Origin of the sequence: Bradyrhizobium sp. 44 (assembly GCF_023073095.1) — a bacterium.
In the GTDB taxonomy this organism is placed as follows: domain Bacteria; phylum Pseudomonadota; class Alphaproteobacteria; order Rhizobiales; family Xanthobacteraceae; genus Bradyrhizobium.
This window is the reverse complement of sequence record NZ_JADPIY010000029.1, coordinates 332,581-358,436: the sequence shown is the minus strand read 5'-3', so window position 1 is coordinate 358,436 and position 25,856 is coordinate 332,581. Positions and strand designations below refer to the sequence as shown.

The following is a 25,856-nucleotide window of genomic DNA, read 5'->3' as shown; positions in this document are numbered from 1 at the left end:
GAATGTATTCTTCGAACGCCAGCACAGCACGACCGTACGAATGGTTTGTCTCCGCTGCAATAGTCGGCACGGCGATAACGCTCATCGTCCGCACAATATGGTTGATGGATCGGGGGTTCGACTTTACAGACGAGTCCTTCTATCTGGCGTGGGCACAGCAGCCTAGGGCGTTCGACATCGCCTACGGTCTGTTCGGCTATGGCTTGCATCCGCTCTTTGATATGTTGAACGGATCGATCGCAGGCCTCCGGCGCGCTGCAGCTCTCATCCTCGTCTTTTTGGGAATTATTGCTTCCCTGATCGCCGTCGGCAGCGCGAAGATGAGCCTTTGGGGGCCAACGAGCCTTCAGCTTATCGCAGTCTCCGCGGCCCTCCCGTTCGCGTACTACGTCTTCTGGCTCGTCACCCCATCCTACAATTGGTTCGCTCTGGCGAGTGGTCTGGTAATGATCGGCGCGACGCTGGATGTTTATCATCCGCGACACTCCTGGCGATCCGCGACGACTGCTGCACTTGCTTCGGTCTTACTAATTTTTACAAGACCTCAGAATGCGATCGCCTATTTCGGAATCTACCTGCTGGCTGTTGGAATCGTCGTTCCGACACTTCGCGGCAAATGGTTGCAGATGTTACGCACCGCCGGCTTGGCGGCTGCTGTGATTTTGGCCGTCGCCGCCGTTGCGCCGCTTCGAACCATCGCCAAGCAACTGCAAGCCTACTATACGATATTCGGTACCGGCAATCCAACCGACGCCGGCCTTGTTGGCAGGCAATTTGATTTTTTTCGGCACGAGGGGGTTTGGATTGCGTTCTCGTTCGTGTTGTTTGTTGGCAGCATGGTCACGCTGCGCGACAAAAGGGCGTCGGGAAAACTGCGCAACGGACTAGTCACAACCGGCGCCATCATTGCAGCAACGGCAACCGTCGTTCAGTTTCGAGCCGGCGGTTTCGTATACGATATTGGCCCGGCGGCGGGCGTATTCGCATTTGTTTGCCTTTCGCTAGCCTGCTTGCGAAAGGACGCGGATTTTGGCCTGATTGCGCTGCTAGGTCTTTCCGCGCTGGTTCCCTTCGCTGCAACCTTTGGCACGAGCAACCGCATCTTTTCACAACTTGCTTTCTTTACTGGACTTTGGGGCTTCGTTGGGCTCGTTGCTCTGTCAAGCGCGTCGGGTGCCAAGACTTTTGGCGCTACCGTTGCCGCTTCCATATGTCTGGTTATGACATTTCTCGCTGTTCAAGTCGGACTTTCTGTTCCCTACAGACTGGCCTCCCCCATTGATAAGCAGTTGAACCCCACAACGTTGGGTTGGGGGGCAGAACTGAAGCTCGATGCGAGAACCAGAGATTTCATCGCGACACTCCACAATAGCGCCAAGCAAGAGGGTTTTTGTCAGGGTAATGCCGCCATTGACCTTAGTGGAAGCTTGCCAGGCGCTGTTTTCGCTATCGGCGGACGCATGCCGGTCTTCCCATGGATATTTGCCGGCTATTCATTTTCCGACCCCTTCGCACGCGAGGTGTTTAAACGGATTGACGGTTCGTTGCTCGCCCAAAGCTGGCTAATCACTAGCGAAACCCCTGGCTCATTCTCGATGTCCGAACTCCAATCTTTTGGAATCGACTTTTCCGCCTACCGCCTTGTAGCCGATGTCCGTCATCCGCTCGATGGCACATCCGTGAAGCTCTTTGCGCCACGGGCCATCCAGAACCGGTGCTGACTGATGTTACTGTTAGCCCCGCCCCTTCCCGATCACAATTGCGGATCGCCGGAGTGGACATGCGCGGCGCCCGTTCTTGCCATGGCCGACATCGGAGACAATGCGGACGCAAAGCCGCCGGCAAAAGAGAAATGCCGCTCTCTCCAATTGCAGTCGAAGTCGTGCACCGGATCGTTGCGCCGTTCGAGATCGAGCGCTCCATCGAGACAAGGGTGCCGGGGAGCGCCTCCAAGTGCACCAGACACTCTATATGGGCGAACAGCTCACAAGGCGCTCCCGCGGGCACGACCTAGCCAAGGCGTTCAACTGAAGCGCTGGGCGAGTTTCACTCTCTTCCTTGAAGAGGGGCGGGTCGCCTCTCAAAAAATACCGCCGAGCGCGGCCTGAGAGGCATCGTACTTGGCCGAAAGGCCTGGTTGTTCTGCAGCTCTGATCGTGGCGGGCGGCGCGCTGCGGCCATGCACAGCCTGATCGTCACCGCCAAAATAAACGGCGTCGATCCGCAAGCTTGGCTCACCGACATCCTCGCTCGTATAGCCGCCCACCCAGCTTATCGGCTTGACGAGCTTCCGCCGTGGAATTGGACCTCACCGGCAGCGCTCTCTGCTTAGGCTGTATGACCACTGCGGCAACGGGGTCCATCAGCTCACCCAAATCCAATCGCCCGCGGCCTAAAGCGGGCGTACTTTCCGCACTGGGCATAGGTCTTTCATCAGCTTTAGGACACAGACATCCATAGATCGCAAACAGTAGACCGGTTTATCGATCAAGGCCCCGCCGTTGCGTGTGCGCGCTTGAGGTTCTCCTGCACCGCAAGCAAGCCAGAAACGTCGAAGCTCGCAAATGCTGGGCCTGTCGAGCCCGTAACCTGAGACAGGAACGCTCCCAGTTCAAGCCGTAACGTGCTCGTCATCGTCGACATACGCTTATCAAGCGCGTGCGGCCGGCCGTTGATCGTCATCAGCGAGCGAACGCCGCTGAAATCAACCGACGCATGCCCGGAATCGGTCCGAATATAAAGGATTCTCCGGCGCGCCTTCGCTTTGGTATGACACCGGAATTCATGGCGCCCTCCCCGATCATCGAGGAATTCGATACGTCCTTGACAGCCATCCGGGCTCTGCCGTACGGCGCCAATCCGAAGACCGGCCTTTGGGACAAAGACCCAAAAGATTGACAAGGCATGAGGCAACAAGTCGTACAGCAGCCCTGTCTCCTCGTGCCGGGTCTTTGTCGCGCCATGTCGCACCTCATTTTCGACGTCTTCCCATATCAGCGTCATATCTGTGCCGGCGGCGCTGGCAAATTCCTCGGACAATTGGTGGAAGGCTGGCAGATAGGCAAACTCCGTGCCCACCGCGAGAATACGCTTTGTGTGCTGAGCCGCCGCCACAAGCACCCGTCCGCTTTCCGGATCGACACCGAGCGGCTTCTCGACAAGGGCGTGCAGGCCACGGCTGAGCACTTCCATTCCGTCGCGCACGTGATCGCGTGGCCGGCTTGATATGATCGCCGCTTGCGGCTGCCGATCGACAAGCATGGCCTCCGCAACTGTCGGTACGACCGTCAGGCCCGCAAGCTCGGCGTGCGCATCGGCCCATGTCCGCACCTCCTGGGGCCGGCTGCGAGCAGCCAGGACGACGCCTTCCGCAGAACCGCGCGCGGCGACGACGACCGAAACCCAAGTCCGGCCCCAACGGCCGCCGCCAACGATCAGAAGCGGAACCGGCAGGGCGGCCGCGCGCCAGAAGTCAGCCAGGTCGGAAGCAATCGCGCTCAGATGGTCTCTCCCGCGTCAGGACGACGGTTTCACGCCGCAGAGGTAATATTGGGCGCCGAATGGAAGATACCCCAGAAACGAGTCGAGGCGGCTGAGAAGTGGGCCGGCCGGCGGCACCGAAATGATCGTCTTCGTTTCGACCTCGGCAAAACCGGCGTCTGCAAACATTCGCCGCAGCTTCCCGGGCCGCAACAACACCGCGTCCTTGTCGATGTCGCAGCTCTTCACAATGTACTGGGTCGCCGGGTTATAGGGATTGTGCTCGAACACGAGCACAATCCCGCCCGGTTTTGTGACGCGAAACATCTCTGCGATGAATTGGGCCCACTCCGGCGGCGGCACATGATGCATCACGCAGACGGTGAACACGATGGAGAATTGCCCGTCGCGATAGGGCAGCCGGGTTCCGTCGAAGGTCGAATAGCGCACGAATGGATGCCGTGCCGCTGCAAGCTCGACGCTTTGCGCCGATACGTCGATGCCGTGCAGTTCATGAAACTTGCCTTCGAGGCCGGGATGATATGCGCCGAGCCCGCAGCCGAGGTCCAGAACATCCAGCTCGGTCAGGTCGGGAAAATGCTCTCTGCCGAGTCTCAGAATGTGCTCGCGCTTGATGTCGATGTAGAACGAGTGCTCACGCCCGGCAAAGGCAAGTGCCGAATTGATCTTTTGCTCGTAGTCTCCGGTGACGTTATCAAAATCCGCCGCGACCTGTGCCTGCGTCACTTGAGATGTCTTCTGTTCGCTCATTCCGACTCTCCCGCCGCAACTGTTCGCTCTCGCCCGCCAAACACCCAGCCGCGCATCAGGAAGAAACTCAGCACGGGTATCATCACGCAAACGCCAATCGCGCCGGTCAGGTAGGGCCAATGCAACAGATCGACGGTAAGCGCCATCACGCACCAGGAAACCACGAGCCCAGCCAGGGACATGACCACGAAGCGAGCAACGTGTTCGAGGGAATGGCCATCGACCCGAAAGGTGAAGCGACTCTGCATCAGGTACGAGACAGCGACCGATATGACGTACGCGCACACCGACGAGAACACCGGCGTCATCATGCGCGAGAGTACGAACGCGCTGGTCAGCACAAAGTACACGAGCGTCGTCGTCACTCCCATCAAGCCAAAGCGCAGGATCAGGCGCACGGAGGATGAACTCACCAGTGCAAACAAGCCAGACATGGCGCCGGTGCCGTTCATCGGAGCAAATTCCGTTCGACGCTGTCGATCTGCTCATTGAAATTTACCAGATCGGAAATGATCGTCGGTGGCCGCATGCGAACCTGATCGTAAATTCGCCCGACATAGATACCCAGCACGCCGAGGAAAAGGCTGTTCAACCCTATTCCGAACAGAATGAGAATCTGCGTGGTCGTAAACCCGGGCGGAACGATATGGTGAGAAAACAATCTCACCCCGAGATAAAAGCTGGCAAGCAGGACGGCAGCTGCCGCGATCACCACGCCGATATAGAATGACACCCGCAACGGCAGGCTTGAATGCGCAATGATGCCGTCCATGGCGAGGCGCACCAGGCTCCCAAATCGAAACTTGCTTTCGTTGTGCAAGCGCGCGGCGCGATCGAAGGGAATCCCGGTTTGGCGTCTGGCGAGCGAGGAAATCAGGCCGCGCAGATACATGTGCGGCTCGTGAATCGGACGAAGCCGTTCGATCACCGATCGGTCGATCAGCCGGAAATCGCCGCCGTCTGGAATGAGGTGAGGCCCGCCAATCCGCCGCATGAATCGGTAATAGGCCCGCCTGGCGCGCCGCAGCAGCAGGTTCTCTTTCCGGCTGCGCCGCACGCCAACCACGACGTCAAATCCCTCCCGCCATTTCTGCAGAAAGGGAGCGAACATCGATGGCGGGTCTTGAAGATCCGCGTCAATCTGGATTGCCGCCGCTCCGCGCGCCAGCCGATATCCGGTCAGAACGGATTGCTGGAAACCGAAATTCCTTGCAAAGCGGGCTATCCGCACGTTCGGATCGAGAGCGGCAATGCTGGAGAGCTTTCTGAAGGTGGTATCGGTGGAGTGATTGTCGGTAAACAGAAATTCGAACTGATAATCCTTCAGCTCTTCCGTGGCCCGCTTCAGCTCCGAATATGTTCGGTCGACATTGTCTTCTTCATTGTACACGGGAACGATGATCGTAATGAGAGGCCTGCTTGAGGACTCAGGTCTCCCATTCGCGGATTCAGCGCTCTCTCCTGACGTCGTTTCAGCCATCAAAGCAATTCCCGTCGCGCGCGGCACTAGGCCCGCTTAAACTCCTCTGGCGAAAATAGATCGATGATCTGACCGTCATATCCCTGCTTGCGCATGTACCCGTGGATTTCGTTGGAGATGTGCCAGGCCAAATTGAGAAGCGGCACATCCCTGTTCGGCCGCTTGTCAAAATCATCGTCGGAAAGGATCGGGATGCGGGTGCCCGGGATGTAGTGCCCGATCTTCATCGAACCCGGCTTCTCGTAGACCGCTTGCAGAATGGATTGATCGAGATCGAGCAACTTCACCAAGATGGCTGCGCGACCGGGAAAGGCCTTGCCAACGAGTGGGCCATGGCGAGAAACGGCCGCTTCGATTTCGTCGCGCTTCCGCTTCTGCCACGTGGGTATCCGCTTCGCCATGTCGAGCAGACGCTGCTCGAAGCCGCCTTCGGCGACATCGACCTTCGCAAGTTCGGGAGCGGCCTGCTCCCCGCCGTCGCCTCGCCGCATCATGACGCGGATGTTGCCGCCATAGCGTGCCGGAAACTCCACAGCCTCGATCCGTGCCTGGAGCGATTTGGCGATGTACCGGAAGGACGAAAGACTATAGGTGCGCGGATGCTCGTGATAGAAAGTATCGAACTGATAGCGATCGAGCACGGAGCCGAGGTAGTGGTTCTCGACCACCAGCAGCGTGGTCGGCCCCATCAACACGCCGACGGCCGAAAGAACGCTCCGCAGATCTTCGATATGCGCAAACACATTGGTGAAAGTGATGATGTCGGGCGGACCGTCGCTGGCCGCAATTTTTTCGGCCAGCGAAGGCGCGAAGTAGTCCTGATAAACCGTGTGGCCGGCCTGCTTCGCGTCGGCGGCGGCACCGGTCGGCTCGACGCCAATCGTCCTCGCGCCTCGTTCCCTGAAAATCGACAGCAGGCTGCCGTCATTGCAGCCAACGTCGAGCACCAAAAGCTCGTTCAGTGAACCGATCTGCTTTTCGCATCGCTCCACCAGCTGACGCATTCCGTTCAGAACGTCTGCGGTGTGCCGTGCCCTGTAGTGGTATGTACTTGGAAACAGAGTCCGCTTCGGAACCTGATACGCTTGGTGAGCCGTCTTGCAGGTCGGACAGAATACGATATCTATCGGATATGTTTCAGGAATCGTCGGATTCCCGACCGACACGAGATCGTCGCACAGCGGATGGCTTCCGAGATCCAGGACTTCCTTGAGTCGAGATCCGCCGCACACCTCGCAACCTTTAATTGTACGCTCCATCTACAGTCCCAAATTGGGGGAATAATGTCGCCTTATAAGTGAAGTCCGCGATATTGCAAACGCGCCATTCGATATTACCGCCGCCCCGCTGAAGCCAGCGCGTCGTCAGGGCGCGGCTGACACGAAACACCTACCATGTTGGGCAACAACAACGAGCGGACAACTCGATGACATCAGGATTCGCTGGGAGCTACCGCCCGAAGAGCGCACCCGATCAGGACGATGGCCGCGCAAAGCAACCAGAATATCGATAAGCGAAACAGAAAACCGCCGCACCTAGCCTCCCTGACCTCTGGGCCCCTGTATACGCCGAAGCGAAGTTCATTAAACAAGATCTGCTCAGATGGCGCTCTTCCGGGCTCATCACGGCTGGTTCAGTGCGTCAGTGAAAGCCCTGTGGTACAAGCAGACTGGGGACATTCGCCTTTACAGCGAGAGACCTCGTAGGGAGCTCAACGCGGCCGTTGTCCTCCGCGGACCGATCTACGCCATCGACCAGAGAGGGCGCACAGGCGGTTGCGACACTTTGTTTGATTGCGAGCCCGCGAGCGCCTCGGTTACGCGGCACCGACGACCTGATCGAGCTGATCGAGCGAGAATTTGCGCAGATCCCGGCCGTCGCGCAGCGCCTTGTACCAGTCGACGGTGAGACGCAGGCCCTGAGCCAGATCAAGCCGCGGGGTCCAGTCGAGTTGTTTGCGCGCCTTCTCGCAATCGAGCCTGAGATAGGCTGCTTCGTGCGGATGCGGGCCCGCATCGGCGGTCCAGTGCGCGCCCTCGCCCCACTGCGCGATCAGATGTTCGACCACGGTCCCGACCGGCACCTCGCTTGCGGCATCGGGCCCGAAATTCCAGCCACCGATGAAGCGCTCGTCGCCCGCCAGCCGCTCGACCAGTGTCAGATATCCCAGCACCGGATCGAGCGCGTGCTGCCAGGGCCGCACTGAATTGGGATTGCGGATGCGCAGTGCCTCGCCCCCGAGAAAGGCTTGCATCGCATCTGGCACCAGGCGGTCGCGCGCCCAATCGCCGCCGCCGAAGACGTTGCCCGCGCGCGCCGTCGCAACGCGCGCGGCGCCGGATCCGTTGAAGAAGCTGTGACGGTAGGAATGCGTCACCAGTTCGGCGCACGCCTTGCTGTTGCTGTAGGGATCATCGCCGCCGAGGCGGTCGCCCTCGCGGAAGGCGGCGCCTTTACCGTTGTTCTCGTAGCACTTGTCGCTGGTGACGATCAGGATCGCCTGCACCGAACGCAGCTGCCGCGCTGCCTCCAGCACATGCACCGTGCCCATCACGTTGGTCGCAAACGTCTCGACCGGCTCCTCATAGGATGGTCGCACCAGCGCCTGCGCCGCCATGTGGATCACGATGTCGGGCTCGACTTCCACCATCGCGGCGCGCAAAGAGGCGAGATCGCGGATGTCGGCGATGCGATGCTTGATGTCGTCGGCGATGCGCGCGGTCACGAACAGCGCGGATTCATGCGTCGGTGGAAGTGAATAACCGTAGACGCTCGCACCCAGCCGGCGCAGTAGCAACGAGGCCCACGCGCCCTTGAAACCGGTGTGGCCGGTCAGAAAGACCTTCTTGCCGTGCCAGAATGCCGGATCCTTCACCAGATCCTCCACTTGGCGCGGCCGCTGGCCCACTCGCCCTCGAGGAAAGTACGATCGCGCAACGAATCCATCGGGTGCCAGAAGCCGGGATGCATGTAAGCGCGCAGATCGTCGCCGCGGGCGAGTTGCTCCATCGGCTCGCGCTCCCAAATGGTCTTGTCGCCCGTGATCAGGTCGCCGACCGACGGCGACAGCAGGAAGAAGCCGCCATTGATCCAGCCGCCGTCGTCGTTCGGCTTCTCCTCGAAATTGACGACCCTGTCGCCCTCGATCGCGACTGCACCAAACCGCTTGGCCGGCCGCACCACCGAGACGGTCGCCTTGCGGCCATGCGCTTTGTGGAAGGTGATCTCGGCGGCGAGGTCGATATCGGCGACGCCGTCGCCGTAGGTCAGCGCGAAAAGGGGTTCGTCCGCGACGTAGGGCAGCACGCGTTTCAGCCGACCTCCGGTCTGCGTCTCCTCGCCGGTGTCTACCAGCGTGACCCTCCAGGGCTCGGCAGTCTCGCGATGCACTTCCATCCGGTTCTCGGCGAGATGGAACGTCACGTCGGACATGTGCAGGAAGTAGTTCGCGAAGTACTCCTTGATCATGTAACCCTTGTAGCCAAGGCAGATCACGAAATCATTGAAGCCGTAATGGCTGTAGATCTTCATGATGTGCCAGAGGATGGGCCGGCCGCCGATCTCGACCATAGGCTTCGGCCGCGTACTAGTTTCCTCGGCGATTCGGGTGCCGAGACCTCCGGCAAGAATTACTACCTTCATCAACTTGCTCCCAACGGGAGACATGCCCCCCGCAATCTCGACGGCTTCTATACGAACCCGCGGTGCCTGGAAAACCGTACCCACGCAAAACCCCCACATTTTGACGGTAATTAATTACCTCCAAATCCATTGGCGTTTGCGGCCAGAGCAGATAGTCGGTCTATGTCAGCCAGTCCGCGCCCGACGCCGCTGATGACGCGACGGTGCTGGCAAAATACTCCCTCGAGCCGGGCTATCTGTTCTATCCAACACAGTTCTGGCGGCACAAGAACCACGTCACCCTGCTCGCCGCGCTCGCCCTGTTGCGCGAACGGGGCATCACGAACGGCTGGTGCTGAGCGGCTCCAACCGCAGCGGTCGCGACAAGATCGATGTGGCAATCCGCACCTATGAATTGTCCGAGCAAATCTCCATCATCGACCTCGTCGAATCCGCCGAGCTCGGCGCGCTTTATCACGGCGCCGCGGCGCGGGTGAAGCCGAGCTATTTCGGCCCGACCAATCTGCTGCCACTAGAGGCCTGGGCCGTCGGCGCACCCGTGATCTATCCCGAAGCCTTCAAGGCGCAGGCCGGCGACGCCGCGATCATTCGACTGCGACGATCCGCAATCCCTTGCCGACGCCATCGTTAGTCTTCGCACTGAACCGCCAGACTAGTGCAGGGAAACCGGAGAATCCAGAGCTGCAGTGCGAGCGCGTATCGATCAGATCAGGTGATAATCGCTGATATGGAGCTGCGCGGCGTCGGATAGATTGTTGAATGCGAAATGAGCATCCGTCGTATCCGCCAATTGCTGAATGCTGGTCGCCGGCGCCGAGACGAATTGCGTGAGCTGGCCATGATCGACCCCATGCGCTTCGCCGAGCGCTGCCCCATTGCTCGTATGCGATAGCGCGAAGTTGTCCTGGACATTCGTCGCTGTCTGGGCCGGCGGTGACGAAGCAGTTTGCGCTTGCGCTGCGGTCGGGTTGCTCGCGGCAGCCACTGTAACCTGCACCGCATTATAGGCGTTGTTGGTCTCGCTGCTCTCGGCGAGGTGATTGTTGTAGTCGGAACGTCCCCCAACGAAATAAGTGCCGGGCGCAAGATTGCCGGGCAGCGTCACCGTAACCGTCTGGTGATCGAAATAGCCAGGCTGGCTCACCGTTGCCAGCGTGGCCGATGTCGAAATCGTCGTGAGCAGCGTGTCCGACGTCGTGATCGTCGCATCAGTCGAGATATAAATGCCAGCGGTCGTCGGAGACGCCGCCACCGCGTTGCCGAGGTTCATGTTGTAAGCGTCGACCGTCAGACTGTCGCCGGCCAAGACGGTCGTCTTGTTCACTGCAACATATTCGGACAGATCAGGCTGCGTCGGCGCAGTCACCGTGACCTGAACGACGTTGTAGGTGTTGTTGGTCTCGTTGCTCTCGCTGAGTAGATTGTTGTAGTCGGAAAGTCCCCCAATGTAATAGGTGCCGGGCGCAAGATTGCCGGGCAGCGTCACGGCGACCGTCTGATGATCGTAATAGCCGGGCAGACTGACGGTCGCCAGCGTCGTCGACGTCGCGACCGTCGTGAGCAGCGTATCCGATGTGGTGATCGTCGCGTCGGCGGAAATATAGATTCCAGCCGTCGTGGGCCCGGCCACGGCGTTGCCGAGGTTCATGTTGTAGGCATCGACTGTCAGGCCGCTGCCGGCGGCAACCGTCGTCTTGTCCACGGCCACATATTCGGACAGGTCGGGATGACCTGCCGCCGTCACCGTGATCTGCGCCACATTATAGGTGTTATTGGTGTCATCGCGCTCGCCAAGCTGGTTGTTATAGTCGGCGATACCACCGATGTAGTAGGTGCCAGGCGCCAAATTGCCGGGAAGCGCGACCAGGATCGTCTGATGGTCGTAGTAGCCGGGCTGGCTCACCGTCGCGAGGGTCATTGAGGTCGACACGGTCGCGAGCAGGGTATCCGACGTGGTGATCGTCGCGTCGGTGGAGAGATAGATCCCCGCGGTGGACGGCCCCGCCACGTCATCACCCAGATTCATGTTGTAGGCGTCAACCGTCAGGCTACCGCCGGCCGGAACGGAACTCTGGCTGACGGCGATGTACTCGGACAGATCGGGCCGAGGAGGCCCCATCAGGACGGAGTTTGCTGTCACACCATCAGCGAACTGGAAAGACTCGACACCGCTCACAGTGTCAGTTCCGTCGGGAGAACCGGATCGCTGATCAACCACAGTAAAGCTCTGCGTGATCGTGCTGTAGGTTATCGCGTAGTTCGCCCTGTTGCCCGAATACACCGCCGTATCGGTGCCCGAACCGCCGTTGATGGTGTCGTTGCCGCCGCCGCCGGTCAGCGTATCGTTGCCGCCGCCGCCCGTCAGTGCGTTGGCGATGGCATTGCCGACGATCATGTCGTTGCCGGAGCCGCCGGTCGCGTTGTCGATGTAGGAACGCGCGTCGTTGTTGTAGAGATAAGAATTGTAGACGTTACCCGACGCATAATGGCCGTTTCCAAGATTGGCGAGTTGAACCGACGAGAACACGGACGACGCACCTGGATTGAGATTGATGCTCAGGTTCGTCGTGTAGTTCGACAGGTCGTAGGTATCGACGCCGCCACCGTCCCAGATCGTCTCGTAGATGCGATTGGCCGAGCCACCGACACCGCCATTGTCGGCCGGCTGTCCGGCGCCGTTGATGAACTCCTGCCCAGTGGTCGGGCTCCATGTATAGACGGTGGTCCCGCCCTGGGTGTTGTAGTCCGCGCCGTACATCGTCTGTAGCGCGAGAATATCGTTGGCCATATAGGTCTGCGAATATCCATAGGCCTCGTTGGTGTAGCCGCTCGTGGTCGAAGCACCGACATAGCTGCGATAGCTCATGACGGTGTATTCGCTGTCGTCGTGCGCGCTCGGCACCGCGACATTGGCGGGGCCGCCCGCCTCCTGACTGTGCTTCAAGCCAAGGGCGTGCCCGAGTTCGTGCAACGCAGTCGCAAAATAATAATTGCCGAGCGCAGCCAGCGAATAGTTGTAGGCAGTTCCGAACCAGATGTCGCCGCCGGACGCGTAGTTGCCGGGGTAATAGGCATAGGAGGTCGGACTGGCCGCCGGCGACTGCGCCACCATAATGTCGGCGCCGTTCGTCCCGGCGTACTGGATGTTGGCGTTGGTGTAGCCGAGGATCAGTCCGATCGCGTAATTGATCGCGGCCTGCATCTGACTGGGTGCCGATGCAAAACCCGACGTGGTCGGCTCACTGCTTCCGCCACTGTAGGGATTGGCATAGTCGCTTGCAGCGTCCGGAAAGCTGTAGGTGATCGTGCCGGTCCATTTATAGCCTGACAGCAGGCCGTCGATCTCGGCGTTGTTAGTGGCACTGACGGTGACTGCGGTAGCCAAAGGGATCTCCGAAGCGGCAAACCCCGTTCGATTCGGGGCGCGAACAGGTGATTCTAGCTTGAGAGCTAAACGTTTGGTTTAATTTTGGCGAGCCGGTGCGGACTCCTTCCGTAAGGCCGTGTTAGCCATCAAATCCCGTAGTCATACGGGTCAGACCAAGGGATGTCGGTTCCGGCGACTTACTTGTTGCGAGTGAAATCATGAAACGAGGTCTACTCTCGGCCGGTCTGTTCGGCGCCCTGATGGCGCTCACGGGGCCGGGCCATCTACCTTTCGGAGGACTCCCTGCCATGGTCGGAAAAGCCAATGCGGATGAGAGCGGCCAACAAGGCGGCACAGCGGGGCGCGCGCCCTCCGTCCCAATGGCCCGCGACCCTTCGGCTGCAGTCGCGGAGGAGTACGAATCCGCCCATCGCAAGGGAACGCGGGAGGCGTTCGAGCTGTTCATTGCGCGCCACGGAGATGACCCGCTGGCCGAGCAGGCGCGCGCCGAGCTGAAACAGCTGACGCGCTGATCCTTCGCGGGCGCCCCCGCATTACATTTTGACAGACGGCATCCGCGCGGCCCAGACCTGCCGCCTGATGTCTTGCCGCATGGTCTTTCGGCACTATGGTAGGCCCGCAATTTGTCCCGGAGCCCATCAAGATGCCCTTTCCGCATGCCTCGGAAGCCCTGTCACGCTTCACCGTGCTCGATCTGACCCGCGTCCGGTCCGGGCCCACCTGCGTGCGGCAGCTCGCGGATTGGGGCGCCAACGTGATCAAGATCGACGCGCTCACCGAGGATGCCGGCGGCGAACAGCCGGGCGGGCCGCGGCGGGGCTCCGACTTCCAGAACTTGCATCGCAACAAGCGGGCGATGACGCTGAACCTGAAGGACGAGCGCGGGCTCGCCGTGTTCAAGCGCCTCGCTGCCAAGGCCGACGTTGTGGTGGAGAATTTCCGGCCCGACGTGAAGAAGAAGCTCGGCATCGACTATGAGGGCCTCGCCAGGATCAACCCCCGCCTCGTCTACGGCAGCATCTCCGGCTTCGGCCAGGACGGGCCCTACCACAAGCGGCCGGGCTTCGATCAGATCGCGCAAGGCATGGGCGGACTGATGTCGATCACCGGCGCGCCGGGCGAAGGCCCGATGCGGGTCGGCATTCCGATCGCCGATCTCACCGCCGGTCTGTTCTGTGCCATGGGCATCCTCACCGCACTGCTGGAGCGCGAGGTTTCGGGCAAGGGCCAGTGGGTGCAGACCTCGCTGCTGCAGGCCCAGATCTTCATGCTCGACTTCCAGGCCGCACGCTGGCTGATGGAAAAGGAAGTGGCCAAGCAGGCCGGCAACAACCACCCGACCAGCATTCCGACCGGCGTGTTCAAGACCTCGGACGGCTACATCAACATCGCCACCACGGGCGGCCGGATCTGGGAGCGCTGCGCGCAGGCGATCGGCGCGCCGGAACTCTACAGCCATCCCGACTATCTGACCGCGCCCGCCCGCTCCAAGAACCGCGACGCGCTCAATGCCGAGATCGAGAAGCGTACCTTGACGAAGTCCACCGAGACGTGGGTCCGTGAACTCAACGAGGCCGGCGTGCCCTGCGGGCCGATCTACGCTATCGACCAGATGTTCGAAGACGAGCAGGTCAGGCATCTCGGCATCGCGCAGGAGGTGCCGAATGAAGAGGGTCGCGAGATCCGCCTGGTCGGCCAGCCGGTGACGCTGTCGCGCACGCCGAGCAGGATGGTGGCGCGGCCGCCGGAATTCGGCGAGCAGACCGACGAAGTGCTGACGGAGTTCGGCTTCGGCACGGACGAGATTGCCAAGCTCAGGGACGCCAAAGTGGTGTGAGTGCTCATTAGACGTTGAGAGGTTGGCGAACGAATAAGCCCGGCGCTCGCCGGGCTTATTGACTCGCGGAGCAATGAGCAGGCAACGCGAGGTCGAATAACCATGCCCGAAACGACAAAGCCCGGCTTGAGCCGGGCTTCGCTTGTTCTTGACGCCTCTGTTGATCTTAGTATCTGGCGACCACCGGGCCGCCGAACTGGTAGTTGATGCCGGCGCGCAGGATGTGGTCGGTGAAGCGCGACGATACGTTGGCACTGACCGTGGAGAGCGGCGCCAGCGTGAACGGACCGGACGAGAAGGTGCCGAGATCCATATAGAGATATTCGAGCTTGGCGCTCCAGTTCTGGGTGATCTTGCCCTCGACGCCCACGCCGGCAGTCCAGCCGGCGCGCGTCGTCGAATTCGAGCCGGCCGAGGCGATCGCGACACCCGCGGGCGTGAAGCCGGTCATGGTGCCCGTGGTCTTGATTTCGCCGAAGGCCAAACCGCCGGTGCCGTAGAACAGCACCTTGGGCGTCGCCAGGATGCCGACGCGGCCGCGCACCGTGCCGAACCACTGGAGATGCTGATCGACCGTCAGGGTGGTGGCAGTCCCGAGACCAGCGGGCGCGAAAGTCAAACCGGGAAGGCAGGCGCCACCGGCAAGCGTGGCGATAACGCAGCTATAGCCGGCGCGGCCCTTCTCGCCCGACCATTGCAGGTCGCCCTCGATGCCGTAGACCCAGTTGGCGCTCTGCCAGTTGTAGCCGGCCTGACCGCCCGCGATGCCGCCGTTCATGTCGAACGACGCATTGGTGATGGAGCCGGCGGGCGGCACGATCGCAGCACCTGTTGCCGAATTGAAGTAGGAGACGTCGGTACGCGAGCGGCCCCAGCTGTAGCCGCCATTGGCGCCGACGTAGAATCCGGTCCAGCTCCAGACCGGATCAACCATGACCGGCGCCTTGACGTAGGGCCTAGCGGCCAGATCGGCAGCCAGTGCGCCCGTCGCGAACAGCGACATCGCCGCCGCCATTCCAATCACAATCCGCTTCATGGCAATTCCTCCGCACAATTTTGTGATGAAGATATACGCCGAGGAGCGCCAAAGGGCTGTGCCGCGTCAGCAACAACCCGGATCAATCGCAGCGTGCAACGCCTGGGACCAGGACGACATCACCCCCATGTACTTGAATCCGTGGCTGATTACGCCTTGCTTGGCACCGGCTTGCCTCCCTGCGTCAATCCGACACGGGCAAGCAAACCGTCGATCACCGGCCAAAACAGCAGCACGATCGCCAAGGTCGTGATCGAGCCGACCAAGCCGTTCGACCAGAACACCTTGAGGTCGCCGCCGGCACCGATCATCGACAGACGGAAGGCATCCTCGGCGCGGTTGCCCAGCACGAGCGCCAGCGTGAACGGAGCGAGCGGAATGCCGATCTTCTTGAAGACGTAGCCGACGACGCCGAAGCCGAGCATCAGCCAGATATCGAACATCGCATTCTGGATCGCATAGGCGCCGATCGCGCATGACACCACGATCATCGGCGCCACCGCGGCGAACGGCACGCGCAGGATCGAGGCGAAGATCGGCACCGTCGTCAGCACCAGCACGAGGCCGACGACATTGCCGAGATACATCGAGGCGATCAGGCCCCAGACGAAGTCCTTGTGCTCGACGAACAGCAGCGGTCCCGGATTGAGCCCCCACACCATCAAGCCGCCGAGCAGGATCGCGGCGGTGCCCGAGCCGGGAATGCCGAGCGCCAGCATCGGCAGCAGCGCCGCGGTGCCGGAGGCATGCGCCGCCGTCTCCGGCGCGAACACGCCCTCGATGCGGCCCTTGCCGAAGCTCTCGGGATCCTTGGCAAAGCGTTTTGCCAGATTATAGCCCATGAAGGAGGCCGCGATCGCGCCGCCCGGGGTAATGCCGAGCCAGCAGCCGATGAAGGAGGAGCGCAGCAGTGTCACCCAGTATTTCGGCAGGTCCTTCCACACAGCAAGCACGACGCGCAGCGATATGCTCGCCGCGTGTCCGCGCAGCGCCAGGCGCTCCTCCATCGTCAGCAGGATCTCGCTGATGCCGAACAGGCCGATGACGGCGACCAGGAAGTTGATGCCTCGCAAAAGCTCGGACGAGCCGAAGGTCATGCGCAGATTGCCTGACACCGTGTCCATGCCGATGCCGGCGAGCAACAGTCCCAGCGACATCGAGATGACGGTCTTGTACTTGGCCTCGCGCCCCAGCCCGACGAAGGAGCAGAAGGTCAGCAAATACACCGCGAAGAACTCCGGCGGGCCAAACTTCAACGCAAAGGACGAGATCATCGGCGCAAGAAAGGTGATCAGCAGCACCGCGACCAGCGAGCCGATAAAGGAGGACGTGAACGCCGCCGTCAGCGCCTCCGCCGCCCTGCCCTGCTGCGCCATCGGATAGCCATCGAAAGTGGTCGCGACCGACCAGGCTTCGCCGGGGATGTTGAACAGGATCGAGGTGATCGCGCCGCCGAACAGTGCGCCCCAGTAGATGCAGGACAGCATCACGATCGCCGAGGTCGGATCCATCGTGAAGGTGAGCGGCAACAGGATCGCGACGCCGTTGGGTCCGCCGAGCCCGGGCAAGACGCCGACGAAGATGCCGAGCACCAGCCCGACCATCATCAGCGCGAGCGTCTTCCACGTCAGCAAGACCGCAAAGCCGTGAAGCAAGAGACCGAAAGCTTCCATCGCGGGCCCGCCTTAGTGGCCGAAGGCCGCTTCGAGCGGCCCTTTCGGCATGATGACGTCGAAGGCGATGTCGAAGGTCACGAACATGATCGCCGTGAATACGACAGCGGTGAGCAGCGACTTCCACAGCGCGATCTTGCCGACGAGACGCATGAAGCTGGCGATCAGCAGGAAGCTCGCGACATAGAGGCCGAGAAACTGCGTCGCCAGGCAGAACAGCAGCGTCGGCCCGAACACCGCCATCACGCGGCGGGCTTGCGCGCGCGTGACGAAGGTCTCAGCTGCCGCGCGATGCGCGACCAGCGCCACGATCAGGCCGTAGAGGCTGGCGCCACCGAGAATGACGGAGAGGTAGAACGGGAAATAGCCGGGCTCCGGCCCGGTCGAATCCCAGGAGGCGCCGGTGCGCCAATTGTCGTAGCCGAGCGTGGCGGCCAGCGCGAGCAGCAGGAAGCAGACGAATATCTCGATCGTGCCGGAGGAGACGACGGAAGGCGAGTCGTCTTCGGGCGCGGTCGGATCGTCGACGACGATTTCAAGATCGGTTTGGGGCATGAGCTGACAACAACCGCTGCGGCTGATCCCCTCTCCCCGCTGCGGGGAGAGGGTTAGGGTGAGGGGAAGTCACGGCGGGGACGGTGAGAGTTGGACTCGCGAAGAGTCCCCCCTCACCCGGATTGCATCTTCGATGCAATCCGACCTCTCCCCGCAAGCGGGGCGAGGTGAAGCAATCACTTCGCGACGAATCCGGCTTCCGTCATCAGCGCCTTGTTGACTGCATCGTCCTCCTCGAGGAATTGCACCATGTCCTTGCCGGTGAGGAAGATCGGCTTCAGCGCCTGCTTTTCCATGTAGTCCTTGTATTCGGACGTCTGCGTCACCTTGTGGAACAGCTCGACATAGAACGCCTGCTGTTCCGCCGTGACCTTGCCGGGCAGGAACATCGCGCGCAGCATCAGATACTGCACATCGACGCCCTCCTCCTTGCAGGTGGGGATGTCGGCCCAGGACTGCGTGTCCGTCACCTTGCTGGTGTAGGAGATTCGTTCCTTGTCGAACACGCAGAGCGGACGCACCTGGCCCGCGCGCCAGACCTCGAGATTTTCGGATGGATTGTTGACGTTGGATTCGGTGTGGTTGCCGACGAGCTGGGTCGCGGCCTCGCCGCCGGACTTGTAGGGCAGATAGGAGAATTTCGCGCCGGTCTTCTGCTCGAGAAACACGGTCAACACGTGATCCTCGCGCTTGGAGCCGGTGCCGCCCATCTTGAACGGCGCGGCTGCCGCCTTCGCGGCCGCGACGAACTCCTTCACCGTCTTGGGACCCGCGCTGTTGTCCCACAGCACGAACTGGTCGAGCGCGATCACCGAAACCGGGGTCAGCTCACGCCAGTTGAACGGGATCTTCGCCGACAGCGGCAGCATGTAGATCAGCGAATAGGCGATCAGCACTTTGTTGGGGTCGCCCTCGCTGGATTTCATGTACATCAGCGCTTCAGCGCCGGAAGCCCCGCCCTTGAGCGAGACCACGATCGGCTGCTTCATCAGATTGTTCTTCTGGATGGCGGCCTGCATCATCCGCGCCATCTGGTCGGAGGCGCCGCCCGCGCCCGCCGCGACCACGATCTCGACCGGTTTGGTCGGCTCCCATCCCGCAAAGGCCGGCGTGCTCAACGATAGCGCTGCTGCGACGCCAACAGCTTGCATTAGAATTCGCACGAGCTTCGTCCCCTGGATTATTGGCTTTGTTTGCCAGGAATTTATCGACACATTGTGCGGACTATTGCGAGCGAGTTCAAGCAGGCGAGGATGCCGCTACCTATGACTTTCGGACGAAGCCAGCCTAGCTCGCGCTACCTGCCCTTCCAGTTCGGCGTGCGCTTGTTGAGGAAGGCGTCCATTCCCTCGCGGAAATCTTCGCTCATATAGGCCTTGAGGATCAGATCCTCGCCCTCTTCGCGCGACAGCGTGCGGCGGATGCGGCGGACTGCCTCCTTGGTCGCTTCAAGCGTCAGCGGGGCGTGGCTCGCCACGAGCCTGGCGGTCTCGTCGGCGCGGCGCTGCAGGGTCTCGACGTCGGGAACGACCTCGTTGAGAAGGCCGAGCGCCAGTGCTTCCGGCGCTTCGACGAGGCGCGCCTTGAAGATCAGATCCTTGGTGCGGGCGGGGCCGACCAGCGAGACGACGCGGCTGATGTTCGACATCGACAGGCAGTTGCCGAGCGTGCGCGCGATCGGAAACCCGATGCGCGTCGTTTCAGTCCCGATGCGCAAGTCGCAGCAAGCCGCAATTCCGGCGCCGCCGCCGGTGCATGCCCCCGCGATCGCCGCGATCACGGGCACGCGGCACTGCTCGAGCGTACCGAGCACGCGGTCGATGCGGGCCTCATAGTCGAGCGCATCCTGCGCGGTTTTGAACGCACGAAACTGAGAAATGTCGGTGCCGGAGGCAAACGCCTTGTCGCCGGCGCCGGTCAGGATCAGCGCCTTGATCGAGCGGTCGGCGTTGATCTCCTGGCAGATCTCCGCCATGCGCTCGTACATGGCGAAGGTCAGTGCGTTGCGCGCCTGCGGGCGGTTGAAGGTGATCCGCGCGATGCCGTCCGTGACGGAGTAGAGCAGGTCTTCGTTGGCGGTCGTCGGTGCGTTCATCGCGCGCTCTCTTTTCTCTAGGTTAGTTCAGGCAACCTGGGCCTTCAGGCCACCTGAGCTTTGGTCATCGGCACCGCGTCGCGTCCCTTCAGGACGTCCATGGCCGCCAACACGCCGCCGCTCCGGTGCGGGATCTTTGCAAGATCGAGGCCCATCTCGACGCCGGCGAGCGTCCCCATCAGCATCAGGTCGTTGAAATGGCCGATATGGCCGATGCGGAACACCTTGCCCTTGACCTTGTTTAGGCCAGTGCCGAGCGACATGTCGAAGTTTTCCAGCACCACCTTGCGGAAGGCATCGGCGTCATGGCCATCAGGCACGCGCACGCCTGTCAGCGCCGGCGAATGCGCGGCAGGATCGGCGCACTGCGTCTCCAGGCCCCAGACCTTGATCGCGGCGCGCGTCGCCGCGCTATGGCGCTTGTGGCGGGTCCAGACGTTCTCGAGCCCCTCCTCTTCCAGCATCTTGATCGCCTCGCGCAGGCCGTAGAGCAAATTGGTGGCGGGCGTATAGGGGAAGGTGCCGAGCTTGTTGAAGGAGATGACCTCCTGCCAGTCCCAATAGGAGCGCATGCCGGGGTTGGCCTTGGCCACCGCGAGCGCTTTCTCCGAGACGGCGTTGAAGCCGAGGCCCGGTGGCAGCATCAGGCCCTTCTGCGAGCCGGCGACCGAGACGTCGATGCCCCAGGCATCGTGCTCGTACTCGATCGAGCCGAGGCCGGAGATGGTGTCGACCATCAGCAGCGCGGGATGCTTGACCCGGTCGAGCAGCTTGCGCACTTCGAGCGGCGGCGTCACGCAGCCGGTCGAGGTCTCGTTGTGGACGACGCAGACCGCCTTGATGGTGTGCTGCTTGTCGGCGGCAAGGCGCTTCTCGATCTCGGCGAGATCGGCGCCATGGCGCCAGTCACTCGGGATGAAATCGACGTCGAGCTTGAACTTGTCGGCGATGCCGCGCCACAGCACGGCGAACTGGCCGGTCTCGCACATCAGGACCTTGTCACCGGGCGCGAGCACGTTGACCATCGCGGCTTCCCAGGCGCCGGTGCCGGACGAGGGGAAGATGATCACGGGCTGCTTGGTGCGGAACACCCGCTGCATGCCGGCGAGGACGGCGAAACCGAGCTCGGCAAACTCCGGACCGCGATGATCCAGCGTCGGCATGTCCATCGCCCGCAGCACCCGGTCGGGCACGTTGGTCGGTCCTGGAATCTGGAGAAAATGCCTTCCAGTATGCACGGTCATCGGCGTCCTTCCCGGTCTTTGAATCTGTCTTTTGCGTCTGTCTTGGCCTTGAACCCAGCTTGACTTCCAGCCTTTTGGTCTCAAGGGGCTGCGCGAGCCGCTCGAATATCACTATTCGCCGGGCTTGTCCCTCGCCGGGCGGGGTCCGTCAATGCACAAGAAGCAGGGCTCGCCTTGCCAAGGGCCGTGACCGGAGGCAAGACGGGGGCGGCGAACAGGCAAGAGCGGACCATGGCGGCGGAAGTGCCCCGGAAATCACAGGAATCGGCCAAAAAGGACGGCCTCGCGGCACGTCTGGCCCGGGACGTGACCGGCGACGTCCTGTTCGACGCTTTCAGCCGCGGCCGCTACGCCACCGACGCTTCCTTCTACCAGATCATGCCCCATGGCGTGGTGGTGCCGCGCACCATGGACGAGGCCTTGCGGGCGCTGGCGATCGCGCGCGACGAGGGACTGAAGGTGACCCCGCGCGGCGGCGGCACCTCGCAATGCGGCCAGACCGTCAATGACGGTCTCGTGGTCGATCTCTCGAAGCACCTGAACCGGATCCTGTCGCTCGACGTCGAAGGACGCACCTGCGTGGTCGAGCCGGGCATCGTGCTCGACGACCTCAACCGCCAGCTGAAGAAACACGGCCTCTGGTTTCCGGTCGACGTCTCTACGGCCTCGCGCGCCACAATCGGCGGCATGGCCGGCAACAATTCCTGCGGCGGCCGTAGCCTGCGCTACGGCACCATGCGCGACAACACACTGTCGATGGAGGCCGCGCTTGCCGACGGCACGCTGAGCCGCTTCGGCGAGGTCTCGCGCGATCTCTCCGATCTCGATGCGAACGACAGCGCCCGCGCCCTGTTCCGCGACATGCTCGATCTCGGGGCCCGCGAGGTCGGGGAGATCGCCGCACGGTTTCCAAAAGTGCAGCGCCGTGTCGGCGGCTACAATCTCGATGCGCTGGTGCCGCGCAATGCCCGCAACAACATGGCGCACCTTCTCGTCGGCTCCGAGGGGACCCTCGCCTTCACCACCAAGGTCGAGCTGAAGCTGTGGCCCGTGATCCGCAACAAGGCGCTCGGCATCTGCCATTTCGGCAGTTTTTACGAGGCGATGGACGCGGCCCAGCATCTGGTCAAGCTCAAGCCGATCGCGGTCGAGCTGGTCGACCGCACCATGCTCGCACTCGGCCGCGACATCGCGATGTTCCGACCCATCATCTCCACTGCGATCAAGGGCGATCCGGATGCGGTGCTCGTGGTCGAGTTCGCCGAGGAGGATCAGGCGGACAACCTCGTGCGCCTGAAGCAGCTCGGCGAGCTGATGGGCGATCTCGGCTTCAGCTGGAACAACGACAAACGAAAATGGGGCGGCGTGGTGGAAATCACCGAGCCGGCGCTGCAGAGCGGGATCGCCGATTTCCGCGCCGCCGGCCTCAACGTCATGATGTCGATGAAGCAGGAAGGAAAGCCCGTCTCCTTCGTCGAGGACTGCGCCGTGCCGCTGCCGCATCTCGCCGACTACACCGCGCGCTTGAACGAGGTCTTCGCCAGGCACGGCACCAGCGGCACGATGTACGCGCATGCCTCCGAGGGCTGCTTGCACGTGCGGCCGGTGCTGAACCTGAAGCTCGAGAAGGACGTCAAGGCGATGCGGGCCATCGCCGAGGAAGCCTTCGAACTGGTGCGCGAATACAAGGGCTCGCATTCCGGCGAGCACGGCGATGGCCTGGTGCGCTCCGAATTCCACGAAACGATGTTCGGCGAGCGCCTGGTCGCCGACTTCAGGGAAGTGAAGCAGCGCTTTGATCCCGAGGGCGTGCTCAACCCCGGCAAGATCGTCGACGCACCGAAGATGGACGATCGTTCGCTATTCCGCTTCAAGCCTGACTATCGCGTCGCAGAGATCAAGACAAAACTCGACTGGTCCGCTTATCCCGGGGCCGGCGGCGGTTTTCAGGGCGCGGTCGAGATGTGCAACAACAACGGCGCCTGCCGCAAGCTCGAGGGCGGCGTGATGTGCCCGTCCTACCGCGCGACGCGCAACGAGAAGGACGCGACGCGAGGCCGCGCCAACACGCTGCGGCTCGCCATCTCCGGCCAGCTTGGCGCGGGCGCGCTCTCCTCCGACGAGATGATGGAGACGCTAAAGCTTTGCGTGTCCTGCAAGGCCTGCCGCCACGAATGCCCTGTCGGCGTCGACATGGCCAAGATGAAGATCGAGGTGCTCGCCGCGCGCGCGGCCTCGCATGGCCTGACCTTGCGCGACCGGCTGGTCGGCTACCTCCCGCGCTATGCCGGCCTCGCGTCGCGCTTCGCGCCGTTGGCGAATTTGCGCAACCGCAGCCCGCTGTTGCGAAAGCTGTTCGAGCGCTTTGCCGGCATCAGCGCCCTCCGCGCGCTGCCCGCCTTCCGCAGCGACGTGTTCGTGCCGCCGGCCGAAGCGGTCGGGCCGGAGACCGGCCGCGAGGTCGTGCTGTTCGCCGACACCTTCAATCGCATCTATGAACGCGAAAATCTCGAGGCCGCGCTGCGCGTGCTCGCGGCCGGCGGCTACCGCGTGCATCTGCCGAAACCTGCAAGCGGCAGCCGTCCGCTGTGCTGCGGCCGCACCTTCCTGTCAGCGGGCCTTGTCGACGAAGCCAGGTCCGAGCTCGATCGTCTCGTCGCCGCCTTCGCGCCCTTTGCCGCGCGCGGCGTGCCGATCGTTGGCCTCGAGCCGAGCTGCCTTTTGACCCTGCGCGACGAGCTCGCCTCGCTGCGCAAGGACGCCGATGCCAGGGCCGTTGGCGCCCATGCGCTGACCTTCGAGGAATTCCTGGTGCGCGAGGCCGAGGCCGGCCGGCTGCAACTACCGCTCGGCGCCGTCGCCGACAAAGCCCTGGTGCACGGCCATTGCCATCAAAAATCCTTCGGCGCGTTCAAGCCGGTCGAACAGGTGCTGCGCCTCATCCCTCGCCTTGAGGTCGAGACCATCGAATCGAGCTGCTGCGGCATGGCCGGCGCCTTTGGTTATGGCGCAGACACCTACGATGCCTCGATCGAGATGGCGGAGCTGTCGCTGCTACCCGCCGTGCGACGCGCGGACCAGAATACGCTCGTCGTTGCCGACGGCACCTCCTGCCGACACCAGATCCACGACGGCGCGGAGCGAGAGGCGCTTCACGTCGCGCGCGTGCTGGCGATGAGCCTTGATCGTGCCGAGATCCAATCCACAACCCCTCCCGTTGCAAAGGAAACCAATCATGGCTGACCTCACCCTCGACACCGCCCGCAAGATCCTCGACGCCGCCTTCGCGAAATCCACCGAGCTGAAGCTGAAGCCGCTGGTCGTCACCATCCTCGACGCCCGCGGCGTGCTCAAGATCGCCGCGGCGCAGGACGGCACCAGCCTGATGCGCGCCGAGATCGCGCACGGGAAGGCCTATGGCGCACTCGCATTGGGCATGGGCTCGCGCGCTCTCTTCCAGCGCGCGCAGGAGCAGGCCTATTTCATCGACGCCGTGAACACCATGGCCAAGGGCGCGCTGGTCCCGGTCCCCGGCGGCGTGCTGATCATGGACGGCACGACGCTGCTCGGCGCGGTCGGCGTCAGCGGAGACACGTCCGACAATGACGAGACGTGCGCGGTGGCGGGCATCCAAGCCGCGGGGTTGACGGCCAACGCGGGGTGAGACCTCTTCCGTAGCCTGGATGGAGCGAAGCGCAATCCGGAGCGGCGCCCCACGCGCAAACCCCGGATTACGCTTCGCTCCGTCCGGGCTACAAGATCGTTCCGGTGCCGCGGCGTCGTACTGGCTCCGTCAGGACGACATTGAACTTCACCGCCCCGTCCACACCGGCTTGCGCTTTTCGCTGAACGCCTTCAGCCCTTCCTTGGCGTCCTCGGTCATCGCGAGCAGCGCGATCTGGCTTTCGGTGTAGGCGATGCTCTCGTCGAACGACATCGAGGCGATGGCGCGCATCGCGTATTTGCCGCGGCGGATCGCGGTCGGGGATTTATCGACGATGCGGCCGATCAGCCAGTCGACCTTGGCATCCAGCTCGGCCGTGGGCACGACGTGGTTCAGCAGGCCCGCTCCCTGCGCCGCTTTCGCGTCGAACGGCTCGCCGGTCAGCGCCCATTCGTTGACGAGGCGAGGTGGAGCAATGGACTGCAACAGGCTCAACACCTGCATCGGGAATACGCCGACCTTCACCTCCGGCAGGCCGAAGATGACGTGATCGGCGGCGACGGCCATGTCGGTCATGCAGAGCAGGCCCATGCCGCCGGCCATGCAGACGCCGCCGACGCGCGCGATCGCGGGCTTGGTCGCGTTCTGCGACAAGCGTAACAGATCGGCATAGTCGACATTCGGCTTCGAATGATCCATCGCGAAAGCCGCGCCGGAGTTCTGCAGGTCCGCACCGGCGCAGAACGCCTTGTCGCCCGCGCCGGTCAGCACGATGATGCGGACTTCCTTGTCGTCATGCGCGTCGCGATAGCCGCGTGCGATGCCGGCGATGACTTCGCCATTCAGCGCGTTGCGTTTCTCGGGCCGGTTGATGGTGATCCAGAGCGCCTGCCCGCGCTTCTCGGTGATCACGGCTGTGGTGTCGATCATGGCACGCTCGCTTCCTTGGGCTCCCGTTTAGCGGCCATTTGCGGCAGCTCGGGCCGAAGGT

The 25,856-nt window shown here is 62.3% G+C and carries 22 protein-coding genes and 1 pseudogene; 8 read left to right on the top strand and 15 right to left on the bottom strand.

Going from position 1 to position 25,856, the window contains the following annotated elements:
- The first annotated feature begins 2 nt into the window (after window positions 1-2).
- Entirely contained in the window at window positions 3-1,721 is a 1,719-nt protein-coding gene (locus tag IVB41_RS27460; RefSeq protein ID WP_247437090.1) for a hypothetical protein, read from the top strand.
- 58 nt (window positions 1,722-1,779) lie between these two features.
- Window positions 1,780-2,332: pseudogene (locus tag IVB41_RS27455) on the top strand (transposase domain-containing protein); the annotation flags it as partial.
- Between the two features lie 155 nt (window positions 2,333-2,487).
- On the opposite strand, the gene IVB41_RS27450 reads toward IVB41_RS27455, so the two are convergent.
- The 7 genes from IVB41_RS27450 to rfbF all read right to left on the bottom strand — a co-directional run bounded on the left by IVB41_RS27450 (window position 2,488) and on the right by rfbF (window position 9,373).
- The gene (locus IVB41_RS27450) at window positions 2,488-3,435 is read right to left on the bottom strand and encodes a Gfo/Idh/MocA family oxidoreductase (RefSeq protein WP_247438174.1); all 948 of its coding nucleotides are present in this window, start codon (window positions 3,433-3,435) and stop codon (window positions 2,488-2,490) included.
- Window positions 3,436-3,516: 81 nt separating this feature from the next.
- Window positions 3,517-4,251, bottom strand: coding sequence for a class I SAM-dependent methyltransferase (locus tag IVB41_RS27445; protein ID WP_247437088.1), 735 nt, complete (start codon window positions 4,249-4,251; stop codon window positions 3,517-3,519).
- Window positions 4,248-4,703 (bottom strand): GtrA family protein, encoded by a 456-nt coding sequence (locus IVB41_RS27440; RefSeq protein ID WP_247437085.1) that lies wholly within the window; start codon window positions 4,701-4,703, stop codon window positions 4,248-4,250. The genes IVB41_RS27445 and IVB41_RS27440 overlap by 4 nt, the downstream gene beginning before the upstream one ends.
- Complete coding sequence (locus IVB41_RS27435) at window positions 4,700-5,731, bottom strand: glycosyltransferase family 2 protein (RefSeq protein WP_247437083.1); 1,032 nt, start codon at window positions 5,729-5,731, stop codon at window positions 4,700-4,702. Before IVB41_RS27435 ends, IVB41_RS27440 begins: the two co-directional genes overlap by 4 nt.
- 26 nt (window positions 5,732-5,757) lie before the next feature.
- On the bottom strand, window positions 5,758-6,990 hold the full coding sequence (locus tag IVB41_RS27430; RefSeq protein ID WP_247437081.1) for a class I SAM-dependent methyltransferase: 1,233 nt from the start codon (window positions 6,988-6,990) through the stop codon (window positions 5,758-5,760).
- Between the two features lie 557 nt (window positions 6,991-7,547).
- Complete coding sequence (rfbG, locus tag IVB41_RS27425; RefSeq protein WP_247437079.1) at window positions 7,548-8,606, bottom strand: CDP-glucose 4,6-dehydratase; 1,059 nt, start codon at window positions 8,604-8,606, stop codon at window positions 7,548-7,550.
- A complete protein-coding gene (gene rfbF, locus IVB41_RS27420) occupies window positions 8,603-9,373 on the bottom strand; it encodes a glucose-1-phosphate cytidylyltransferase (RefSeq protein WP_247437077.1) in 771 nt (256 codons plus the stop codon). The genes rfbG and rfbF overlap by 4 nt, the downstream gene beginning before the upstream one ends.
- A gap of 203 nt (window positions 9,374-9,576) precedes the next feature.
- Between rfbF and IVB41_RS35705 the strand changes: the two genes are divergently transcribed.
- Window positions 9,577-9,711 (top strand): hypothetical protein, encoded by a 135-nt coding sequence (locus IVB41_RS35705; RefSeq protein ID WP_256464260.1) that lies wholly within the window; start codon window positions 9,577-9,579, stop codon window positions 9,709-9,711.
- Window positions 9,705-10,004 carry a hypothetical protein gene (locus IVB41_RS27415; RefSeq protein ID WP_247437075.1) on the top strand — a complete coding sequence of 100 codons (300 nt, stop codon included), beginning with the start codon at window positions 9,705-9,707 and terminating at the stop codon, window positions 10,002-10,004. Before IVB41_RS35705 ends, IVB41_RS27415 begins: the two co-directional genes overlap by 7 nt.
- Window positions 10,005-10,076: 72 nt before the next feature.
- Here IVB41_RS27415 and IVB41_RS27410 read toward each other — a convergent pair whose 3' ends face one another.
- Window positions 10,077-12,758 carry a M10 family metallopeptidase C-terminal domain-containing protein gene (locus tag IVB41_RS27410; protein ID WP_247437073.1) on the bottom strand — a complete coding sequence of 894 codons (2,682 nt, stop codon included), beginning with the start codon at window positions 12,756-12,758 and terminating at the stop codon, window positions 10,077-10,079.
- 200 nt (window positions 12,759-12,958) lie between these two features.
- Here IVB41_RS27410 and IVB41_RS27405 point away from each other — a divergent pair, with 200 nt between their 5' ends.
- Together IVB41_RS27405 and IVB41_RS27400 are read left to right on the top strand one after the other, a co-directional pair.
- The gene (locus IVB41_RS27405) at window positions 12,959-13,273 is read left to right on the top strand and encodes a hypothetical protein (protein WP_247437064.1); all 315 of its coding nucleotides are present in this window, start codon (window positions 12,959-12,961) and stop codon (window positions 13,271-13,273) included.
- 131 nt (window positions 13,274-13,404) lie between these two features.
- The gene (locus tag IVB41_RS27400; protein WP_247437062.1) at window positions 13,405-14,598 is read left to right on the top strand and encodes a CaiB/BaiF CoA-transferase family protein; all 1,194 of its coding nucleotides are present in this window, start codon (window positions 13,405-13,407) and stop codon (window positions 14,596-14,598) included.
- Between the two features lie 166 nt (window positions 14,599-14,764).
- On the opposite strand, the gene IVB41_RS27395 is transcribed toward IVB41_RS27400, so the two are convergent.
- From IVB41_RS27395 to IVB41_RS27370, 6 genes are all read right to left on the bottom strand, one after another.
- On the bottom strand, window positions 14,765-15,634 hold the full coding sequence (locus IVB41_RS27395; protein ID WP_027566731.1) for an outer membrane protein: 870 nt from the start codon (window positions 15,632-15,634) through the stop codon (window positions 14,765-14,767).
- Window positions 15,635-15,783: 149 nt separating this feature from the next.
- Window positions 15,784-17,307, bottom strand: coding sequence for a tripartite tricarboxylate transporter permease (locus IVB41_RS27390; RefSeq protein WP_247437052.1), 1,524 nt, complete (start codon window positions 17,305-17,307; stop codon window positions 15,784-15,786).
- Between the two features lie 12 nt (window positions 17,308-17,319).
- Window positions 17,320-17,862, bottom strand: coding sequence for a tripartite tricarboxylate transporter TctB family protein (locus IVB41_RS27385; protein ID WP_247437050.1), 543 nt, complete (start codon window positions 17,860-17,862; stop codon window positions 17,320-17,322).
- A gap of 176 nt (window positions 17,863-18,038) precedes the next feature.
- On the bottom strand, window positions 18,039-19,013 hold the full coding sequence (locus IVB41_RS27380) for a tripartite tricarboxylate transporter substrate binding protein (protein ID WP_247437047.1): 975 nt from the start codon (window positions 19,011-19,013) through the stop codon (window positions 18,039-18,041).
- Window positions 19,014-19,159: 146 nt separating this feature from the next.
- Window positions 19,160-19,957: an enoyl-CoA hydratase/isomerase family protein gene (locus IVB41_RS27375; protein ID WP_247437046.1), complete on the bottom strand. Its 798-nt coding sequence runs from the start codon at window positions 19,955-19,957 to the stop codon at window positions 19,160-19,162.
- 44 nt (window positions 19,958-20,001) lie between these two features.
- On the bottom strand, window positions 20,002-21,201 hold the full coding sequence (locus IVB41_RS27370; protein WP_247290336.1) for an alanine--glyoxylate aminotransferase family protein: 1,200 nt from the start codon (window positions 21,199-21,201) through the stop codon (window positions 20,002-20,004).
- Between the two features lie 231 nt (window positions 21,202-21,432).
- On the opposite strand from IVB41_RS27370, the gene IVB41_RS27365 reads away from it, so the two are divergent.
- Together IVB41_RS27365 and IVB41_RS27360 are read left to right on the top strand one after the other, a co-directional pair.
- Entirely contained in the window at window positions 21,433-24,444 is a 3,012-nt protein-coding gene (locus IVB41_RS27365; protein ID WP_247437043.1) for an FAD-binding and (Fe-S)-binding domain-containing protein, read from the top strand.
- A complete protein-coding gene (locus tag IVB41_RS27360; protein WP_247437041.1) occupies window positions 24,437-24,865 on the top strand; it encodes a heme-binding protein in 429 nt (142 codons plus the stop codon). The genes IVB41_RS27365 and IVB41_RS27360 overlap by 8 nt, the downstream gene beginning before the upstream one ends.
- A 147-nt stretch (window positions 24,866-25,012) precedes the next feature.
- Here IVB41_RS27360 and IVB41_RS27355 read toward each other — a convergent pair whose 3' ends face one another.
- A complete protein-coding gene (locus IVB41_RS27355) occupies window positions 25,013-25,795 on the bottom strand; it encodes an enoyl-CoA hydratase/isomerase family protein (protein ID WP_247437039.1) in 783 nt (260 codons plus the stop codon).
- Window positions 25,796-25,856: the final 61 nt, after the last annotated feature.

Bases quoted from the DNA above. Each gene is read 5' to 3' on its own strand.
- IVB41_RS27460 (WP_247437090.1), top strand. From the start codon at position 3: ATGTATTCTTCGAACGCCAGCACAGCACGACCGTACGAATGGTTTGTC.
- IVB41_RS27445 (WP_247437088.1), bottom strand. From the start codon at position 4,251: ATGAGCGAACAGAAGACATCTCAAGTGACGCAGGCACAGGTCGCGGCG.
- IVB41_RS27440 (WP_247437085.1), bottom strand. From the start codon at position 4,703: ATGAACGGCACCGGCGCCATGTCTGGCTTGTTTGCACTGGTGAGTTCA.
- IVB41_RS27435 (WP_247437083.1), bottom strand. From the start codon at position 5,731: ATGGCTGAAACGACGTCAGGAGAGAGCGCTGAATCCGCGAATGGGAGA.
- IVB41_RS27430 (WP_247437081.1), bottom strand. From the start codon at position 6,990: ATGGAGCGTACAATTAAAGGTTGCGAGGTGTGCGGCGGATCTCGACTC.
- rfbF (WP_247437077.1), bottom strand. From the start codon at position 9,373: ATGAAGGTAGTAATTCTTGCCGGAGGTCTCGGCACCCGAATCGCCGAG.
- IVB41_RS27405 (WP_247437064.1), top strand. From the start codon at position 12,959: ATGAAACGAGGTCTACTCTCGGCCGGTCTGTTCGGCGCCCTGATGGCG.
- IVB41_RS27400 (WP_247437062.1), top strand. From the start codon at position 13,405: ATGCCCTTTCCGCATGCCTCGGAAGCCCTGTCACGCTTCACCGTGCTC.
- IVB41_RS27395 (WP_027566731.1), bottom strand. From the start codon at position 15,634: ATGAAGCGGATTGTGATTGGAATGGCGGCGGCGATGTCGCTGTTCGCG.
- IVB41_RS27390 (WP_247437052.1), bottom strand. From the start codon at position 17,307: ATGGAAGCTTTCGGTCTCTTGCTTCACGGCTTTGCGGTCTTGCTGACG.
- IVB41_RS27385 (WP_247437050.1), bottom strand. From the start codon at position 17,862: ATGCCCCAAACCGATCTTGAAATCGTCGTCGACGATCCGACCGCGCCC.
- IVB41_RS27380 (WP_247437047.1), bottom strand. From the start codon at position 19,013: ATGCAAGCTGTTGGCGTCGCAGCAGCGCTATCGTTGAGCACGCCGGCC.
- IVB41_RS27375 (WP_247437046.1), bottom strand. From the start codon at position 19,957: ATGAACGCACCGACGACCGCCAACGAAGACCTGCTCTACTCCGTCACG.
- IVB41_RS27370 (WP_247290336.1), bottom strand. From the start codon at position 21,201: ATGACCGTGCATACTGGAAGGCATTTTCTCCAGATTCCAGGACCGACC.
- IVB41_RS27365 (WP_247437043.1), top strand. From the start codon at position 21,433: ATGGCGGCGGAAGTGCCCCGGAAATCACAGGAATCGGCCAAAAAGGAC.
- IVB41_RS27360 (WP_247437041.1), top strand. From the start codon at position 24,437: ATGGCTGACCTCACCCTCGACACCGCCCGCAAGATCCTCGACGCCGCC.
- IVB41_RS27355 (WP_247437039.1), bottom strand. From the start codon at position 25,795: ATGATCGACACCACAGCCGTGATCACCGAGAAGCGCGGGCAGGCGCTC.